14 protein-coding genes are annotated in these 19479 nt (G+C 62.1%); 6 read left to right on the plus strand and 8 right to left on the minus strand.

The annotated features are described in order from the left end of the window. Positions 1–16: 16 nt before the first annotated feature. The 3 genes from N6G83_RS20190 to N6G83_RS20200 are packed head-to-tail and all read right to left on the minus strand — an operon-like array spanning position 17 to position 2741. On the minus strand, positions 17–862 hold the full coding sequence (locus tag N6G83_RS20190) for an ABC transporter permease (RefSeq protein ID WP_016930298.1): 846 nt from the start codon (positions 860–862) through the stop codon (positions 17–19). Then, a complete protein-coding gene (locus N6G83_RS20195; protein ID WP_043139627.1) occupies positions 859–1668 on the minus strand; it encodes an alkaline phosphatase family protein in 810 nt (269 codons plus the stop codon). Before N6G83_RS20195 ends, N6G83_RS20190 begins: the two co-directional genes overlap by 4 nt. Before the next feature lie 11 nt (positions 1669–1679). Further along, positions 1680–2741, minus strand: coding sequence for an ABC transporter substrate-binding protein (locus tag N6G83_RS20200; RefSeq protein ID WP_260515793.1), 1062 nt, complete (start codon positions 2739–2741; stop codon positions 1680–1682). Between the two features lie 193 nt (positions 2742–2934). On the opposite strand from N6G83_RS20200, the gene N6G83_RS20205 reads away from it, so the two are divergent. Then, positions 2935–3645 (plus strand): UTRA domain-containing protein, encoded by a 711-nt coding sequence (locus tag N6G83_RS20205; RefSeq protein ID WP_060448005.1) that lies wholly within the window; start codon positions 2935–2937, stop codon positions 3643–3645. A 38-nt stretch (positions 3646–3683) separates the two neighbouring features. Here the strand turns inward: N6G83_RS20205 and metH are convergent, their stop codons facing one another. Further along, positions 3684–7379: a methionine synthase gene (metH, locus tag N6G83_RS20210; protein WP_197791245.1), complete on the minus strand. Its 3696-nt coding sequence runs from the start codon at positions 7377–7379 to the stop codon at positions 3684–3686. A 196-nt stretch (positions 7380–7575) separates the two neighbouring features. Here metH and iclR point away from each other — a divergent pair, with 196 nt between their 5' ends. The 5 genes from iclR (at position 7576) to N6G83_RS20235 (ending at position 13141) form a co-directional block, all read left to right on the plus strand. Beyond that, the gene (gene iclR, locus N6G83_RS20215) at positions 7576–8406 is read left to right on the plus strand and encodes a glyoxylate bypass operon transcriptional repressor IclR (RefSeq protein WP_004936648.1); all 831 of its coding nucleotides are present in this window, start codon (positions 7576–7578) and stop codon (positions 8404–8406) included. Positions 8407–8658: 252 nt separating this feature from the next. After that, the gene (gene gntK / locus N6G83_RS20220) at positions 8659–9198 is read left to right on the plus strand and encodes a gluconokinase (RefSeq protein ID WP_004936645.1); all 540 of its coding nucleotides are present in this window, start codon (positions 8659–8661) and stop codon (positions 9196–9198) included. Then, positions 9195–10532: a gluconate transporter gene (gntU, locus tag N6G83_RS20225; protein WP_025304479.1), complete on the plus strand. Its 1338-nt coding sequence runs from the start codon at positions 9195–9197 to the stop codon at positions 10530–10532. The genes gntK and gntU overlap by 4 nt, the downstream gene beginning before the upstream one ends. A 98-nt stretch (positions 10533–10630) precedes the next feature. Beyond that, on the plus strand, positions 10631–12445 hold the full coding sequence (gene edd, locus N6G83_RS20230) for a phosphogluconate dehydratase (RefSeq protein ID WP_060448003.1): 1815 nt from the start codon (positions 10631–10633) through the stop codon (positions 12443–12445). A 54-nt stretch (positions 12446–12499) separates the two neighbouring features. Beyond that, positions 12500–13141 carry a bifunctional 4-hydroxy-2-oxoglutarate aldolase/2-dehydro-3-deoxy-phosphogluconate aldolase gene (locus N6G83_RS20235; protein ID WP_063918651.1) on the plus strand — a complete coding sequence of 214 codons (642 nt, stop codon included), beginning with the start codon at positions 12500–12502 and terminating at the stop codon, positions 13139–13141. A gap of 1 nt (position 13142) precedes the next feature. On the opposite strand, the gene aceK is transcribed toward N6G83_RS20235, so the two are convergent. The 4 genes from aceK to metA form a co-directional block, all read right to left on the minus strand. Further along, a complete protein-coding gene (aceK, locus tag N6G83_RS20240) occupies positions 13143–14897 on the minus strand; it encodes a bifunctional isocitrate dehydrogenase kinase/phosphatase (RefSeq protein WP_197819584.1) in 1755 nt (584 codons plus the stop codon). A gap of 69 nt (positions 14898–14966) precedes the next feature. After that, positions 14967–16274: an isocitrate lyase gene (gene aceA, locus N6G83_RS20245; protein ID WP_025304483.1), complete on the minus strand. Its 1308-nt coding sequence runs from the start codon at positions 16272–16274 to the stop codon at positions 14967–14969. Positions 16275–16315: 41 nt separating this feature from the next. Further along, positions 16316–17914: a malate synthase A gene (gene aceB / locus N6G83_RS20250; RefSeq protein WP_025304484.1), complete on the minus strand. Its 1599-nt coding sequence runs from the start codon at positions 17912–17914 to the stop codon at positions 16316–16318. Positions 17915–18288: 374 nt separating this feature from the next. Next, on the minus strand, positions 18289–19218 hold the full coding sequence (metA, locus tag N6G83_RS20255) for a homoserine O-succinyltransferase (RefSeq protein WP_063988506.1): 930 nt from the start codon (positions 19216–19218) through the stop codon (positions 18289–18291). Positions 19219–19479: the final 261 nt, after the last annotated feature.

Consider the following 19479-nt stretch of genomic DNA (forward strand, 5'->3'; position numbering starts at 1 on the left):
CGCATTCTCCATCCGATTATGAGCGCGCATTGAGGTAGCTCCTGCGCAGCATCCATTGGTGGATTACCGTGATAAACGCCATCATCACCACCAGCAGCATCGCCAGCGCGCTGGCCAGGTTCGGATCGAGGGAGATGTCCCCCGCCACCAACGCCGAGATGCGGATCGGGATCACGTTGAAGTTGCCGGTGGTCAGCGCGTACACCGTGGCGTAGGCGCCCAGCGCGTTGGCCAGCAGGATGACGAAGGTGCCCATCAGCGCCGGCGCCAGCACCGGCAGGCCGATATGCCGCCAGTAGCGCCAGGGGCCGGCGCCGAGCAGCGCCGCCGACTCACGCCAATCGGCGCGCAGCGCATCGAACGCCGGATACAGCAACAGCACGCCCAACGGGATCTGGAAGTAGGTATACAGCACGATCAGGCCGCTCTTCGAATAGAGGTTGAAGCTCTCCATCAAACCGTATTTGCGCAGCAGCAGCGTCAGGCAGCCGTTCAACCCCAACAGAATGACGAAGGCGAACGCCAGCGGCACCCCGGCGAAGTTGCTGGTCATGTTGGTGAACGACATCACGAAGTCATGAAAGCGGGTCTGGCCGAGCTGGCGAAGTGAGTAACTGCCCACTAATGCAATCAGCAAGCCGTAGACGCTCGACCACAGCGAGATCTCCAGCGAGAACTGAAAGGCCTGCAGGTAGAACGGCGACGTGAGGATATCGACATAGTTGCCCCATCCCCAGCCGCTGCTCTCGCTGAAAAAGCTGTGAACCGCGATCCACACCAGCGGGGCGATCTGAAACGCGCCGAACAGCACGATAAACGGCAGCAGGCACAGTGCGGCGATCCATTTGGTTTTGCTGTTCATCGCGCATCCTGCGCCAGCAGCGCCCGGCAGCGCGGCTTGTCATGCGCCGCCTGCAGCAGATCGCAGATCGTGCCGCACAGCTCGGTTTGCTGCGGATCGGCGTCGTCCAGGCTGAAGCCCGCGCCGAACACGAACAGCGGCACCTGGCGCTCTTCCGGCAACACCCCGCCGTGGCTGCGATCGTCGTTCATGCCGTGGTCGGCGGTGACCAGCACCTGATAACCGGCCGCCAGCCACTCGGGCAGGTAGCGCGACAGCGAGCCGTCGGCGCGCCGCGCCGCGTTGCGGTACTGCGGCGAAGAGAGGCCGAAGCGGTGCCCGGCGTCGTCGATGTTCATCGGGTGGATCAGCAGGAAATCCGGCTGATGACGCTGGCGCAGGCTTTCGGCGTCGTCGAACAGGTGGCTGTCGGGATAGCCGTCGTCGTAATAGAAATGGCCGTGCTGAATCGGCAGCTCGGGAGCGTCGGTGTGGCGGTCGCGCGCGGCGTCGAACGGCGTGCGGTTATACAATTCGCTGAACCAATGATACGCGGCGGCGGCGGTGGTCAGCCCGGCGGCGCGCGCGTAATGAAACACGCTTTGTTGATGAGAAAGGCGCGAGACGTGGTTGTGCACCACGCCGCTCTCCACCGGCGTGACGCCGGTGAGGATGCATTCATACAGCGGCCGGGAGAGCGAGGGCAACTCGCTCTCCAGCAGGTACAACCGCCCGCGTCCCGCCGCACATTCGGCCTGCAGATACCCCATGGCGTCATGCGCCACCCGGTAGTTGAGGCCGTCCAGCAGCACGAGGATCGTTTTCATGGTGCGTTAACTCACTGCTGCATAAACATAATGACGTTTTCCTGCCACAGGCGCGGCAGCGCTTTGGCGCTCTGTTCCCAGGCCGCCGGATCGGCGATCGGGTGCGCATTCTTGTACTGCTCGGCCGGCAGCAGCTTGGCCTTGACGTCGTCCGGCAGCGTCAGATGTTCGGCGCGGATCGGGCGGGCATAGCCGCGCGCCAGGTTGATCTGGCCGGCGTCGGAGAAGATGTATTCGCGCGCCAGCTTGGCGGCGTTCGGGTGCTTGGCGTATTTATTGATGATGGTGGTGTAGCCGGAGGTGATCGAGCCGTCCGACGGGATCAGCACTTCAAAACGGGTTTTGTCGATCTGATCGCGGTAGTTCAGGCCGTTGAAGTCCCACACCACGCCAACCTGCACTTCCCCTTTCTCCAGCGATGCGATCACCGGGTTACTCAGGCTCAGGCGGCCGGCCTTGGCCAGCTTGCCGAAGAATTCCAGGCCCGGCTTGAGGTTTTTCTCGTTGCCGCCCATGGCGTAGGTGGCGGCCAGCACGCCGCTGGCCGCCTGCGACGCGGTGCCGACGTCGCCGATGGTGACCTGATAGCTGCCCTTGAGCAGATCGGCCCAGCTGTGCGGGATGTCTTTCACCTGCTGTTTATTGATGATAAAGGCGATGGTGCCGGTGTAAGCCAGCGCCCAGTGCCCGTCTTTGTCTTTCGCCCAGTCCGGCACCTGATCCCAGGTAGAGGGTTTGTAGGGCTGCGTTACGCCCTTCTGCACCGCCACCGGGCCAAAGGCCGCGCCGACGTCACCGATGTCCGCCGTAGCGTTGTTCTTTTCCGCATCGAATTTGGCGATCTCCTGCGCGGAGCTCATGTCGGTATCGACATGCTTCAGGCCGTACTTGCTCAACAGATCTTGCCAGGTGCCTTTCCAGTTGGCCCAGCTGTCCGGCATGCCGACGCTGTTGACTTCGCCTTCTTTCTTCGCGGCCTGCTCCAGCGCCGCCAGATCGGTATCCGCGGCCCAGCTCATCTGGCTGGATAACACGATGGTACTGGTTAACACAGAAGCGCACAAACGTTTCATAACTGATGCTCCAGGTGGTAGTGTGGGGATGGCTGGACTAGTCCAGCAAGGACCAAACCAATCTAACGGACGAATGTGATAATTATATGTCAGCTTAAAAAAGCGACAGTTTTATCACCCGTTGCAACGGCGAAAACGCGACGCTGGTCTACCTTAAGGAAGGCCAAACGCACTGAAACGGGACACCCGCTGTATGAGTGAAGCACCGACGACCGTCGCCACCATCTGCCAAACGCTGAGCGCCCGCATTACCGCCGGCGAGTTCGCCGTGGGCGGCAAGCTGCCCTCCGAACGCGCCCTGAGCGAACAGTTCGCCACCACCCGCATTACCTTGCAGGAGGCGCTCGGCCAGTTGGAGGCGCAGGGCGTCATCTACCGCCAGGTGCGGCGCGGCTGGTTCATCTCGCCTCCACGTTTGATCTACAACCCGCTGCAGCGCAGCCATTTTCACGCCATGGCGCAGCAGCAGGGGCGCGCCGCCCATACCGAAGCGATCGACAGCGCGGTCGTCACGCTCGACGCGCAGCTGGCCGGCCGCCTGGCGCTGCCCCCCGGCGCCGAGGCCTATCGCATTCGCCGGCTGCGCTACATCGACGGACGTGCGGTGCTGTACTGCGAGCACTACCTCAATCCGGCCTATTTCCCCGGCATTCTGGACGAAGATCTGACCCAGTCGCTGACCGCGCTGTACGCCGCGCGCTACGGCATTCACTACGGGCGGGTGCGTTTCGACATGCTGCCCACCCTGCTGCCGCAGCAGGCCGCCGCCATGCTGAAGGTGACCTACGGCAGCCCGGCGCTGTTCATTACGCGGGTGAATCGCGATCAGCACGACAGAGTGATCGATTGCGACCTGGAATATTGGCGGTACGACGCGCTGCACATCGACGTGGAAGCGCTGTAAATGACAAGGGCGCATCGCTGCGCCCTTGAAGAGGAAAGTCAGTCGGCGTCGTAGCCGAGGTTTGGCGCCAGCCAGCGCTCGACCTCGCTCACGCTCATCCCTTTACGCGCCGCGTAGTCTTCCACCTGATCGCGCTGGATCTGCGCCACCGCGAAGTACTTGCTCTCAGGATGGCTGAAGTACCAGCCGGATACCGCCGCTCCCGGCCACATAGCGAAGGACTCCGTCAGTTCCATGCCGGTGTGGCGGTTGACGTCCAGCAGCTGCCAGATGGTCGCTTTTTCGGTGTGCTCCGGGCAGGCCGGGTAGCCCGGCGCCGGCCGGATGCCCTGATAGTTCTCGCGGATCAGTTCCTCGTTGCTCAGGCTCTCGTCGGCGGCATAGCCCCAGTGCAACTTGCGCACCTGCTCATGCAGGTATTCGGCGAAGGCCTCCGCCAAACGATCCGCCAACGCCTTGACCATGATTTTGTTGTAATCGTCGTGCTGCGCGTCGTACGCCGCCGCCAGCGCGTCTTCCTCCAGCCCGCCGGTCACCGCGAAGGCGCCGAAGTAGTCGGCCTTGCCGCTGCTTTTCGGCGCCACGAAGTCCGCCAGGCAGTAGTTCGGGAAGTCGGTTTTTTCCGTCTGCTGACGCAGATGGCGGCTCACCGCCAGCACCTCGCCGCGCCGTTCGTCGCGGTACACTTCCACGTCGTCGCCGACGCGGTTGGCCGGGAACAGGCCGTAAACGCCACGCGGGTTGAGGCTGCGCTCGGCGGCCAGCCGATCCAGCATCTGATTGGCGTCGTGGAACAGGCGCTTGGCCTCTTCCCCCACCACCTCATCCTCCAGGATGCGCGGGTATTTGCCCGCCAGCGACCAGGTCATGAAGAACGGCGTCCAGTCGATGTAGTGGCGCAGCGTCTCGATGCCGGCCGCCACCGGAAACACGCCGAGCTGCCGCGGCGCCGGCGGCTGATAATCGGCCCAGTCCAGCGCCATGGCGTTGGCGCGCGCCTTCTGCAAATCGACCGGCGGCGTGCGCGGTTTTTTGCGCGCGTGCTGAATGCGCACCGTTTCATATTCTTTGCGGGTGCGCGCCACAAACTCGTCGCGCTGGGTGGCGGACAGCAGTGCCGACACCACGCCCACGGTGCGCGAGGCGTTCTGCACGTAGGTGGTCGGGCCGCTGTAGTTCTGCTCGATTTTCACCGCGGTGTGCGCCTTGGAGGTGGTGGCGCCGCCGATCAGCAGCGGCAGCGTAAAGCCCTGGCGCTCCATCTCTTTGGCCACGTTGACCATCTCGTCGAGCGACGGCGTGATCAGCCCCGACAGGCCGATGATGTCGACGTTCTCCTCGCGCGCGGTGCGCAGGATTTTCTCCGTCGGTACCATCACGCCAAGATCGACGATTTCATAATTGTTGCACTGCAGCACCACGCCGACGATATTCTTGCCGATGTCGTGCACGTCGCCCTTCACCGTCGCCAACAGGATTTTCCCCGCGGAGGTGCCTTGCTGCTTGCTGGCCTCGATGTACGGTTCCAGGTAGGCCACCGCCTGCTTCATCACGCGGGCGGATTTCACCACCTGCGGCAGGAACATCTTGCCCTCGCCAAACAGATCGCCGACCACGTTCATCCCGGCCATCAGCGGCCCTTCGATCACTTCGATTGGGCGTTCGGCCTGCTGCCGCGCTTCTTCGGTGTCCAGCTCGATAAACTCGGTGATACCCTTCACCAGCGAGTATTCCAGCCGCTTCTCCACCGGCCAGCCGCGCCACTCCGCCTGCTGCACCGCCGCTTCGCCGTCTTTGCTGCCGCGGTACTTTTCCGCCAGCTCCAGCAGGCGTTCGGTGCCGTCCTCGCGGCGGTTGAGGATCACGTCTTCTACCGCCTCGCGCAGCTCAGTAGGCAGATCGTCGTAAATCGCCAACTGCCCGGCGTTGACGATGCCCATGTCCATGCCGTTGCGAATGGCGTGATACAGGAACACCGCATGGATCGCTTCACGCACCGGATCGTTGCCGCGGAACGAGAACGACACGTTGGACACCCCGCCGGAGATCATCGCGTGCGGCAGGTGGGTTTTGATGTCGGCGCAGGCTTCGATAAAGTCGACGGCGTAGTTGTTGTGCTCTTCGATGCCGGTGGCGACGGCGAAGATGTTCGGGTCGAAAATGATGTCTTCCGGCGGGAAGCCAACGCGTTCGGTCAAAATTTTATAGGCGCGGCGGCAGATCTCGAACTTGCGCTCGCGGGTGTCCGCCTGGCCCACTTCGTCGAACGCCATCACCACCACCGCGGCGCCGTAGCGGCGCACCAGTTTGGCGTGATGGATAAAGGCTTCTTCGCCCTCCTTCATCGAGATCGAGTTGACGATGCCCTTGCCCTGAATGCACTTCAGGCCTTTCTCGATAACGGACCACTTGGAGGAGTCGATCATGATCGGCACCCGAGCGATATCCGGCTCGCCGGCGATCAGGTTGAGGAAGCGCACCATCGCCGCTTCGGCGTCGAGCATCCCCTCGTCCATGTTGATGTCGATGATCTGCGCGCCGCTCTCGACCTGCTGACGCGCCACGTCGAGCGCCTCGTTGTATTTCTCTTCTTTGATCAGGCGCTTGAAGCGCGCCGAACCGGTGACGTTGGTGCGCTCGCCGACGTTGACGAACAGGGTGTTGGCGTCGATGGTCAGCGGCTCCAGACCGGCCAGGCGGCAGGCGACCGGGAGCTCCGGCAGCCGGCGCGGCGGCACGCCCTCGACCGCCTTGGCCATCGCGGCGATATGTTCCGGCGTGGTGCCGCAGCATCCGCCGATGATATTGAGAAAGCCGGCCTGCGCCCACTCCCCGACCTGGCGCGCCATCTCGGCCGCATCCAGATCGTATTCGCCGAAGGCATTCGGCAAACCGGCGTTCGGGTGCGCGGTGACGTAGGTCTCCGAGATGCGCGCCAGCTCGGCGACGTACTGGCGCAGCTCGTCCGGGCCCAGGGCGCAGTTCAGGCCGAAGGTCAGCGGCTTGACGTGGCGCAGCGAATTGTAAAACGCTTCGGTGGTCTGGCCGGACAGGGTGCGGCCGGAGGCGTCGGTGATGGTGCCGGAAATCATGATCGGCAGTTCCACCCCCAGCGCTTCGAATTCGGTTTCCACCGCAAAAGCGGCGGCCTTGGCGTTCAGGGTGTCGAAGATGGTTTCGATCATGATCAGATCGACGCCGCCTTCCACCAGCGCGCGAGTCGATTCGCGGTAAGCCGCCACCAGTTCATCGAACGAGATGTTGCGGAACGCCGGATCGTTGACGTTCGGCGAGATGGACGCAGTGCGGTTGGTCGGCCCCAACACCCCGGCGACGTAGCGCGGTTTTTCCGGCGTGCGCGCCGTCCATTCGTCGGCGCAGGCGCGCGCCAGACAGGCGGCCTGATAGTTAATCTCGGCGGACAGCGACTCCATGTGGTAGTCGGCCATGGCGATGGAGGTGGAGTTGAAGGTATTGGTCTCAAGGATATCGGCGCCCGCCTCAAGATAGGCGTAATGAATGGCGGTGATCACTTCCGGCTTGGTCAGCACCAGCAGATCGTTATTGCCTTTCAGATCGCTGCGCCAGTCGGCGAAACGCTCACCGCGAAAATCGCGCTCGTCCAGGCGATAGCTCTGGATCATGGTGCCCATGCCGCCGTCCAACACTAAAATGCGCTGCGCTAACTGGCGGCGCAGTTGTTCTACTCGATTCGTCACTGTAACCCCTTCCATTGCCATCCAGCCCATTGCTCAACTGCCGCAAAAACCAACGAGTCATCCTAGCACAGCTTGTAAGGACAAAGGGCCAGGCGACAATTGAGAGTTTTTCAGGTTGTGCGTCAACACCTCCGATGAGCTGACGGCGGCTTGCAATTCATCGACAAAAAACGAAAATGAATTCCATCATACGGAAAAAGGAATCTCACCCATGGCCACCCCTGCTCCCGCCAAGCGCGGCAAGAAGCCCCGCGCAGCAGCCCCCGCCGCCAGTGCGGCGACCGGTCAGGTACAATCGTTGACCCGTGGCCTGAAACTGTTGGAATACATTTCGGAAGCCCAGGGCAACGTGGCGCTGACCGATCTGGCCCAGCAGGCCGGCCTGCCGAATTCCACCACTCATCGCCTGCTCACCACCATGCAGCAGCAGGGATTCGTGCGCCAGGTCGGCGATCTCGGCCTGTGGACCATCGGCTCGCACGCCTTTGTGGTCGGCAGCAGCTTCCTGCAAAGCCGCAACCTGCTGGCGATGGTGCATCCGACTCTGCGCCGCCTGATGGAGGAGTCCGGCGAAACCGTCAACCTGGCGGTGCTGGATACCAGCGAGTACCAGGCGATCATCATCGATCAGGTGCAGTGCACGGCGCTGATGCGCATGTCGGCGCCGATCGGCGGCAAACTGCCGATGCACGCCTCCGGCGCCGGCAAAGCGTTCCTCGCCACCCTGCCGGACGATCAGGTGACCAAACTGCTGCACAAGAAAGGCATGCACACCTACACGCCGCATACCCTGACGCCACACAACCTGAAAGAGGGGCTGGCGCAGATCCGCAAACAGGGCTTCTCCTTTGACGACGAAGAGCACGCGCTCGGCCTGCGCTGCGTGGCGGCCTGCATCTTCGACGAGCACCGCGAAGCCTTCGCCGCCATTTCCATCTCCGGCCCGGTGTCGCGCATCACCGACGATCGCGTGATCGAGCTGGGCGCGCTGGTGATCCACGCGGCGAAAGAGATCAGCCTGGCCTACGGCGGCGTGCGCTGATCCAGCCCATCCGAGGGGCGCCCCAGCGCGCCCCTGCTCCCCTGCTATGCTCTGTTGTCAGCATGTAACAGGCTGTCGGCATCCTGTTTAGCGCACAGGCAAAAAGCTTGAAGCCGATCACAGTTAACGATCCTCACGGCGAAAGCCCATTGCAACCGCTCAAACTTCCTTCGACAATGTTACCGATAACATGTTACCGGTAACAATCAGACTGAACGAAGGTAACGTCACCCGGTGTTTTGGAGCCAAACCATGACCAACAATCAAAATCGCATTTACGTCGTTATGGGCGTTTCCGGCAGCGGCAAGTCCGCCGTCGCCGCCGCCGCGGCCCGCCAACTCTCCGCCGGCTTCCTCGACGGCGACTTCCTGCACCCGCGCAGCAACATCCTGAAGATGGCCGCCGGCGAGGCGTTGAACGACGACGATCGCGCGCCGTGGCTGGCCGCGCTCAACGACGCCGCCTTCGCCATGCAGCGCACCAACAACGTGTCGATCATCGTCTGTTCGGCGTTGAAAAAGCAGTATCGCGACCGCCTGCGCGCCGGCAACGGCAACCTGTCATTCATCTATCTGCACGGTGAGTTCCCGGTGATCGAATCCCGCCTGGCGGCGCGCAACGGCCACTTCTTCAAGCCGCAGATGCTGGTCACCCAGTTCGCCGCGCTGGAGCAACCGGGCGCCGACGAGAACGACGTGATGGCGATCGACATCAATCAGCCGCTGGACGCGGTGATCGCCGATACCGTACGCCATATCCAGAGCTTCCTGCCGCAGGACGTGTGCGCGTGAGTACCGTAACGCTGGTCGGTACCGCAGTCGGCTCGGTTTTACTGCTGTTATTCCTGGTGATGAAGGCGCGCATGCACGCCTTCGTCGCGCTGATGCTGGTGTCCATCGCCGCCGGCATTTTCTCCGGCATGCCGCTGGAACACATCGCCGACACCATGCAAAAAGGCATGGGCGACACGCTGGGCTTCCTGGCGATCGTGGTAGCGCTCGGGGCGATGTTCGGCAAGATCCTGCATGAGGTCGGCGCGCTCGATCAAATTGCGGCGCAATTGCTGAAACGATTCGGACAAAGCAAGGCGCACTACGCGCTCGGCATCGCCGGCCTGATCTGCGCGCTGCCGCTGTTCTTCGACGTGGCGGTGGTGCTGCTGATCGGCATCGTGTTCGCCGTGGCGCGCCGCACCGACGGCAATATCGTCAAGCTGGCCATCCCGCTGTTCGCCGGTGTGGCCGCTGCCGCCTCCTTCCTGCTGCCGGGGCCGGTGCCGATGCTGCTGGCATCGCAGATGAAGGCCGATTTCGGCTGGATGATCGCCATCGGCCTGGTGGCGGCAGTGATCGGCATGCTGATCGCCGGCCCGCTGTACGGCAGCTTTATCAGCCGCTTCGTCAACTGGCCGATGCCGCCGGAAGAGAATGAGCCGACGCTGACCAAGGGCAATCTGCCGTCGTTCGGCTTCAGCCTGGCGCTGGTGCTGTGCCCGCTGGTACTGGTCGGCATGAAGACTATCGGCGCGCGGCTGGTCACTCCCGGCTCGCAGCTGCAGCAGTGGCTGGAGTTTATCGGCCACCCGTTCACCGCCATTCTGCTGGCCTGCCTGATCGTGATTTACGGTCTGGCGAAACCGCGCGGCATGAGCAACGAACAGACCCTGGCCATCTGCTCCGCCGCGGTGCAGCCGGCCGGGATCATCCTACTGATGACCGGCGCCGGCGGGGTGTTCAAGCAGATCCTGGTGGATTCCGGTGTAGGGCCGGCGCTGGGTGACGCCATGATCGGCGCCGGCCTGCCGATCGCCGTGGCCGCTTTTGCGCTGTCCGCCATGGTGCGGGTGATCCAGGGCTCGGCCACCGTCGCCTGCCTGACCACCGTCGGTCTGGTGCTGCCGGTCACCAGCCAGCTCGGGCTGAACGGCGGGCAGTTGGCCGCGCTGGCCATCTGCATCGCCGGCGGCTCCATCGTGCTGAGCCACGTCAACGATGCCGGTTTCTGGCTGTTCGGCAAATTCACCGGCGCCAACGAACTGCAAACGCTGAAAACCTGGACGGTGATGGAAACCATTCTGGGCAGCGTCGGCGGCGCCATCGGCATGATTGCATTCACGATGTTTTAAATCCTGAATCGCCCCCGGCCTTGCACACCAGGGCTGCAAATCACCCCCGGGGGCACCGCCACAGGCGGCGACTATAACAACAGCAATGTGAGGAAGGCATGATTAATCCAACCTTGTCCCGTGTCACACAGCGCATCATCGACCGTTCCCAGGCCAGCCGCGCCGCCTATCTGGCGCGTATCGAGGCGGCCCGCGCCCAAACCGTCCACCGCGCGCAGCTCGCCTGCGGCAACCTGGCCCACGGCTTCGCCGCCTGTCAGCCTGATGACAAGGCGTCGCTGAAAAACATGGTGCGCAGCGATATCGCCATCATCACCGCCTATAACGACATGCTGTCGGCCCACCAGCCGTACGAACACTACCCGCAGCGGCTGAAGCAGGCGCTGAAAGCGGTCGGCGCCGTGGGCCAGGTGGCCGGCGGCGTGCCGGCGATGTGCGACGGCGTGACGCAGGGGCAGGACGGCATGGAGCTGTCGCTGATGAGCCGCGACGTGATCGCCATGTCGGCCGCCGTCGGCCTGTCGCACAATATGTTCGACGGCGCGCTGTTCCTCGGCATCTGCGACAAGATCGTGCCGGGGCTGGTGATGGCCGCCCTCTCCTTCGGCCACCTGCCCGCGCTGTTTGTGCCGGCCGGCCCGATGAGCAGCGGCCTGCCGAACAAGGAAAAAGTGCGCGTGCGCCAGCTGTACGCCGAGGGCAAGGCCGACCGTTTGGCGCTGCTGGAGGCCGAGGCGGCCTCTTATCACGGCATCGGCACCTGCACCTTCTATGGCACCGCCAACACCAACCAGATGGTGATGGAAGTGATGGGTCTGCATCTGCCGGGCGCCTCCTTCGTCCATCCTGACACGCCGCTGCGCGACGCGCTGAACGACGCCGCCGCGCGCCAGGTGACCCGACTGACCGATACCGCCGGCAACTACCTGCCGATCGGCCGCCTGGTGGACGAGAAAGTGGTGGTGAACGGCATCGTCTCGCTGCTGGCCACCGGCGGCTCCACCAATCTGACCATGCATCTGGTGGCGATGGCACGGGCGGCGGGCATCATCATCACCTGGGACGATTTCTCGGAGCTGTCGGAGGCGGTGCCGCTGCTGTGCCGCATCTACCCGAACGGCCCGGCCGACATCAACCAATTCCAGGCCGCCGGCGGCGTGCCGCTGGTGGTGCGCGAGCTGCTGCAACACGGCCTGCTGCACGAAGACGTGCACACCGTGGCCGGTTTCGGTCTGCGCCGCTACACCCAGGAACCGTGGCTGGACAACGGCCAATTGGTATGGCGCGAAGGCGTGGCCGGCTCGCTCGACGCCAGCGTGATCGCCAGCGTGGCCCAGCCGTTCGAACATCATGGCGGCACCAAAGTGATGGCCGGCAATCTGGGCCGCGCGGTGATGAAAACCTCGGCGGTGCCCGCCGATAACCAGATCATCGAAGCGCCGGCGGTGGTGTTCGACAGCCAGCACGATATCGTGCCGGCGTTCGAAGCCGGCAAGCTGGATCGCGATTGCGTGGTGGTGGTGCGCTTCCAGGGGCCGCAGGCCAACGGCATGCCGGAGCTGCACAAGCTGATGCCGCCGCTGGGCGTGTTGATGGATCGCGGCTTCAAAGTGGCGCTGGTGACCGACGGCCGCCTGTCCGGCGCCTCCGGCAAGGTGCCTTCCGCCATTCACGTCACCCCGGAAGCCTATACCGGCGGCCTGCTGGCGAAAGTGCGCGACGGCGATCCGATCCGCGTCAACGGCCGCAGCGGCGAGCTGCAGGTGCTGGTCGACGCCGACGAGTTGGCGCGGCGCACGCCTTGCCAACCCGATCTGAGCGCCGAACACATCGGCTGCGGCCGCGAGCTGTTCGGCGCGCTGCGCAGCCAGCTGTCAGGCGCCGAGCAGGGCGCCTGCTGCATCAAATTTTAATCGATAGCCTGGCCGCATCGCCGCCAGGCGGCGGCCACAGAGGAGAACGTCAGCATGAACAAGTGGAAAACAAGCGCCGAGCAAATCCTGACGGCGGGGCCGGTGGTGCCAGTCATCGTGATCAACAAGCTGGAACATGCGGTGCCGTTGGCGAAAGCGCTGGTCGCCGGCGGCGTACGGGTGCTGGAGGTGACGCTGCGCACCGCCTGCGCCATGGACGCCATTCGCGCCATCGCCCAAGAGGTGCCGGAAGCGATCATCGGCGCCGGTACGGTGATCAATCCGCAGCAGCTGCGGGAAGTGACCGAGGCCGGCGCGCAGTTCGCCATCAGCCCAGGGCTGACCGACGAGCTGCTCAAAGCCGCCACCGCCGGTTCCATTCCCCTTATACCGGGCATCAGCACCGTTTCCGAGCTGATGCAGGGCATGGATTACGGCCTGCGCGAATTTAAATTCTTCCCGGCGGAAGCCAACGGCGGCGTAAAAGCGCTGCAGGCGATCGGCGGCCCGTTCCCGCAGGTGCGTTTCTGCCCGACCGGCGGCATCTCGCCGGACAATTACCGCAGCTATCTGGCGCTGAAAAGCGTGCTGTGCATCGGCGGCTCCTGGCTGGTGCCGGCGGACGCACTCGAAAGCGGCGACTACGCGCGTATTACCGAACTGGCGCGCGCCGCCGTCGCGGGCGCCCAGGCCTGATTTACATCGCAGCGGTGGCGGCCGGCAGCGCCGCCCCGCTGCGCTGGCTGAACCGCTGCTTCTTGCGATAAGCAAATACGTCTTCCACATGCCCTTCGCGGATGCGCTGCTGCAACCCGCGCCAATACTCCGCGGTAAACAGATCGCTGTGCAACTCTTCAAACACCTGCCGAATGCGCCGATCGCCGCACAGGAAGTGGCGGAACTCTTCCGGGAACACATCGTTGGGCGCGATGCTGTACCACGGCTCGCTGGCCAGCTCGTCCTCCGGATAACGCGGCGGCGGAATGTCGCGGAAGTTGACCTCGGTCATGTAGCAAATTTCGTCGTAGTCGTAGAACACCACCCGCCCGTGGCGCGTCACGCCGAAGTTCTTGAACAGCATATCGCCGGGGAAAATATTGGCGGCGGCCAACTGCTTGATCGCGTTGCCGTACTCTTCAATCGCATCGCGCATTTGCTGGTCGTTGGCCTGCTCCAGATACAGGTTCAGCGGCGTCATGCGCCGTTCCATATACAGGTGTTTGATCACGATGCGATCGCCGAGATCTTCCAGCTTGTCCGGCACTTCGCGCCGAAGCTCCGCCAACAACTCAGGGCTGAGACGCGCCTTGTCGACGACGAAATTCTCGTACTCCTGGGTATCCGCCATGCGCCCGACGCGATCGTGCTCTTTCACCAGCTGATAGCAAGCCATCACCTGCGCCTGCGTCACCTCTTTTTGCGGGGCGAATTCGTCTTTGATCACTTTAAACACCCGATCGAAGGACGGCAGGGTGAACACCAGCATCACCATGCCCTTCACCCCCGGCGCGATGATAAATTGCTCCTGCGACTGCGCCATAAAGGTCAGGTATTCGCGATAGCATTCGGTTTTACCGTGCTTCTGGCAGCCGATCGCCATGTACAGCTCGGCGGTGGTTTTGCCCGGCAGGATCTCGCGCAGCCACTCCACCATCGCCGCCGGCAGCGGCGCGTAGACCATGAAATAAGAGCGGGCGAAACCGAAGACAATGCTGGCCTCGGCCTTTCCGGTCAGGCAGGCATCGATAAACAGCGCGCCCGACTCGCTGTGGTGAATCGGCAACAGGAACGGGTAAACGCCGTCGGCCAGGCGCAACTTGCCGACCAGCCAGGCGGCCTTGTTGCGATAGAACAGTTCGTTGGCGATCTGGAAGGTCGCCCCCGTCAGTTGCTGTGGGCTGAAGGCGCGTTGCAGCGCCTGAGTGATGTCGCGAATATCGCGCGCCAAGTCCTCCCATGGCAGCCGCAGCGGCAGATCGCTCAGCACGCTGCGCAGCATCGCCGGCAGATCGCCATTGGGGGTAAAATCGCGCGCCAGCGGACGCGGTATGTCGCGAAAGCGCCGTTCCGGCTGCGAACTGAAGACGAACAGCTTGTCCGGCGTCAGATCGCGGTGCTTGAACAGCCGGCAATAGACCGAGTTAAAGAAGCTTTCGGCGATCTCGAAACGCGGATAGTCCGGCAGCAGGTCGATATAAACCGCTTTAACCCGGCTGGGGAAGTCGGCATCGAAGTATTTCTGCCCGGTGATGCATTTGAGCTGCTCCACCACCAGGCCGACGTGATGGTCATACAGATGGATGCGCTTTTTCATCGCCTGCTGCACCGCCGGCCAGTCCGCCTGCTCGAAGCGCTGCTGCGCGCCGGCGGTCACTTCCAGAAAGCGGCCGTACTGCGCATCGAAGCCCTGCAGGATCGTCTGTGCGATCAACAACTCCAGTTTTGCCGCCATCCTTACCCCCGCCAGAAAAAGAAGCCTGCGCATGCAGGCTCCGGGTGAAACGTCTTCAAGCTTGCCGCATCAGAACTGCTGTTCTTCCGTCGAACCGGTCAGCGCGGTGACCGAAGAGGCGCCGCCCTGAATGACGGTGGTGACCTTGTCGAAGTAGCCGGTACCCACCTCCTGCTGGTGCGACGCGAAGGTGTAACCGCGATCCACCGCGGCGAACTCCGCCTGCTGCACCTTCTCGACGTAGTGTTTCATCCCCTCGCCCTGCGCATAGGCGTGCGCCAGGTCGAACATGTTGAACCACATGCTGTGGATGCCCGCCAGCGTGATGAACTGATACTTGTAGCCCATGTCCGACAGCGCCTGCTGGAAGCGGGCGATGGTCTGGTCGTCGAGGTTCTTCTTCCAGTTGAACGATGGCGAGCAGTTGTAGGCCAACAGCTTGCCTGGATATTTGGCGTGGATGGCGTCGGCGAAGCGCTGGGCGGCATCCAGATCCGGCGTTGAGGTTTCGCACCACACCATATCGGCGTAAGGGGCATAGGCCAGGCCGCGGCTAATCGCCTGTTCGACGCCGGCATGGGTGCGGAAGAAGCCTTCCGCCGTACGCTCGCCAGTGACGAAGGCGCTGTCATACGGATCGCAGTCAGAGGTCAGCAGGTCGGCCGCATCGGCGTCGGTACGGGCGATCACCAGCGTCGGCACGCCGAGCACGTCGGCCGCCAGGCGCGCGGCGACCAGTTTCTGGATCGCTTCTTGCGTCGGCACCAGCACTTTGCCGCCCATATGGCCGCATTTCTTCACCGCCGCCAGCTGATCTTCGAAGTGCACCCCGGCGGCGCCGGCGGTAATCATCGCTTTCATCAGCTCAAAGGCGTTCAACACGCCGCCGAAGCCGGCTTCCGCATCGGCGACGATCGGCAGGAAGTAATCGGTGTAGCCTTTGCTGCCCGGCTCAATCTGGTTCGCCCATTGGATCTGATCGGCGCGGCGGAAGGTGTTGTTGATGCGCTCGACCACCTTCGGCACCGAGTCCACCGGATACAGCGACTGGTCAGGGTACATGGCCGCCGCGCTGTTGGCGTCAGCCGCCACCTGCCAGCCGGACAGGTAGATAGCCTCAACGCCGGCTTTGGCCTGCTGCAGCGCCTGGCCGCCGGTCAGCGCACCCAGGCAGTTCACGTAGCCTTTGCGCGCCTTGCCGTTCAGCAACGCCCACAGTTTGGCGGCGCCGTTTTGCGCCAGGGTGCATTCCGGGTTGACCGAACCGCGCAGGTTGATCACGTCTTCGGCGCTATAGGGGCGGGTAATGCCTTCCCAACGGGCCGATTTCCATTCCTGTTCCAGCTGCTGGATCTGTTGAGAGCGAGAGGTAGACATAATTTTTATCCTTTCAGTCATGTAGGGTTGATTGGGAAAATTCAGGCCAGCAGCTCATAGCCGGGCAGCGTCAGGAAATCGATTAATTCATCTTGCGTGGTGATGCGCTCCATCAGGCGCGCCGCCTCTTCGAACCGGCCGGCGTTAAAGCGCGCTTCCCCTACTTCTTCACGCACCACCAACATCTCTTCTTGCAGCATCTGGCGGAACAGCGCCTTGGTGACCGGGCGCCCGTCGTTCAGGCTCTTCTCGTGGTGGATCCACTGCCAGATAGACGTGCGGGAGATCTCCGCCGTCGCCGCATCCTCCATCAAACCGTAAATCGGCACGCAGCCGTTGCCGGAGATCCAGGCTTCAATGTACTGCACCGCCACGCGGATATTGGCGCGCATCCCTGCTTCGGTGCGTTCGCCGTCGCACGGTTCCAGCAGCTGTGCGGCGCTGATCGGCGCATCCTGCTCACGCAGCACGTCCAGCTGGTTTTGACGATCGCCCAATGCGTTGCCGAACACCTCCATCACCGTGTCCGCCAAGCCCGGGTGCGCCACCCAGGTGCCGTCGTGGCCATTGTTGGCCTCCAGCTCTTTGTCCGCCCGTACCTTGTTCAGCACCCAGGCGTTTTTTTCGGCGTCTTTGCTCGGGATAAACGCCGCCATGCCGCCCATGGCGAAAGCGCCGCGCTTATGACAGGTTTTGATCAACAGGCGCGAATAGGCGCTGAGGAAAGGTTTTTCCATGGTCACCGACTGACGATCCGGCAGCACGCGATCGCCGTGGTTCTTCAGCGTTTTGATGTAGCTGAAGATGTAATCCCAACGGCCGCAGTTCAGACCGACGATGTGATCGCGCAGGTGATACAGGATCTCGTCCATCTGGAACACCGCCGGCAAGGTTTCGATCAGCACGGTCGCCTTGATGGTGCCGCGCGGCAGATCGAAACGATCCTCGGTAAAGCTGAAGACATCGCTCCACCAGGCCGCTTCCTCCCAGGACTGGGTTTTCGGCAGGTAGAAATACGGGCCGCTGCCCTTGGCCAACAGCTGGCGATAGTTGTGGTAGAAGTACAGCGCGAAATCGAACAGGCCGCCGGGGATGGCTTCATCACGCCACAAGACGTGTTTCTCCGGCAGGTGCAAGCCGCGCACGCGAGCGATCAACACCGCCGGATTCGGTTTCAGCTGGTAGATCTTGCCGGCTTCATTGGTGTAGGAGATGGTGCCGTTAACCGCATCGTGCAGGTTGATTTGACCGTCAATGACTTTGTCCCAGCTTGGCGCCAGCGAGTCTTCGAAGTCCGCCATAAACACTTTTACGTTGGCGTTCAGCGCATTGATCACCATCTTGCGCTCGACCGGCCCGGTGATCTCGACCCTGCGGTCACGCAGGTCTTGCGGAATGCCGCGGATTTGCCAGTCACCTTCACGAATGGAAGCGGTTTCCGAAATAAATCCCGGCAGTTCACCGCGATCGATATTTTGTTGCCAGCGGACACGCGCCGCCAGCAGCTCGTTGCGCCGCGGCGTGAATTTCCCCACCAGGTCCGCCAGGAATTCAACCGCTTCATCCGTTAACACCTGGCGCTCCGCTGCGGCGAAACCCTGAGTAAACCTTAATTCCGTGCCTGCTATCTGTTGCGTCATGACCTTGCTCCTTCCCATCGTTGCGCCCGCGCGACCGGCGCATTTTCATCAGAAATCACTGTGGATCAGGGCGGATGAAACGATCCTCAACTGGTCAGATCTCATCCCGATAGCTCTAAGAATACTCAACAAAAAATAAAAATCAAAAACCATTTCCATTTTATTATTAAATATTTTATTAACACTTTATTATCAATTAGTTAGGGTAAATAACACGGTCAACAGGTAAGGAAATCGGTTCCAATAGAATTGCAAAGACGGACTAACGCTTTGTTAGGCAATGGTTTTTTAGGAAAATTGACGGGTAAAAAGAGGATCGGGCAGAGGATGAGCAGTGCGGCGGCCTCGATTCAGCCGCCGGCAGGCAGAAAAGATCAGTCGAGCGTCGGATTCATATGGCGCAGATCGTAAGGCGTGATCTGGTAGACGTAATAGTTGAGCCAATTGGAAAACAGCAGGTGGCCATGGCTGCGCCAGGTGGCTTTCGGTGTCAGTGCGGGGTTGTCATCGGGGAAATAGTTGAGCGGTACGGCAGGATCGAGGCCAGCTTCGTTGTCGCGACAATACTCTCCTGCCAGGGTCAACGTATCGTATTCCGGATGGCCGGTGACGAACGCCAGGCGCTTATCCCTGCTGGCGAACAGGTAGGCGCCGGCCTGCTCGGATTCGGCCAGGATGTCCAGGTCGGTATATTGGCGAATCACCTCGGTCGGGAAATCGGCATAGCGTGAATGCGGCGCCAGGAAGCTTTCGTCGAAGCCGCGCGTCAGCAACGCATGCTGCTGTAGCGTTTGGTGCGGATAAACCCCGGAGAGCTTCACCTCGCGCGTCATCTTGGGAATGCCGTACAGAATATTCAACGCCGCCTGTACCGCCCAGCACACGAACAGCGTGGAGGTAACGTGGTTCTTAGCCCAGTCGATCACCCGTTCGATCTGCGGCCAGTAGGCAACATCGCAGAAATCGACCAGCCCCAGCGGCGCGCCAGTGACGATCAAACCATCGAAGTTCTCATTCTGAATATCCTCGAAGTCGCAGTAGAAGTTATTCAGATGCTCGGCCGGCGTATTCTTCGATTCGCGGCTGTCGATGCGCAGCAGCTGGATATCAATCTGCAGCGGCGAGTTGGAAAGCAGGCGCAGAAACTGGTTTTCCGTTTCGATCTTCTTTGGCATCAGGTTAAGGATCAGCACTTTCAGCGGCCTGATTTCCTGTGTTTTTGCCCGCGAGGATGTCATCACGAAGACATTCTCACCGCGCAAGAAATTGACCGCAGGTAACTCATCAGGAACACGAATCGGCATTGCTTAACCCTCACACATCCATTTATACGTTTAGACTTCTAGATGCCCGAAGATAGCGTTTTTTTCCGTCGCTGTCGAGCATTCAGCGGAAAGGTGAAAATGTTTCATTGCGCGAACTGCGTCAGGATCTTTGGCAGGGAGGATGAGAGGTACTGAAAGCAAAAAGGCCATCCTTTCGGATGGCCTCTTGGCTTATTTGGTGCTTGGCAGTGTCCTACTCTCGCATGGGGAGACCCCACACTACCATCGGCGCTACGGCGT

Source organism: Serratia sp. PL7, assembly GCF_945957435.1.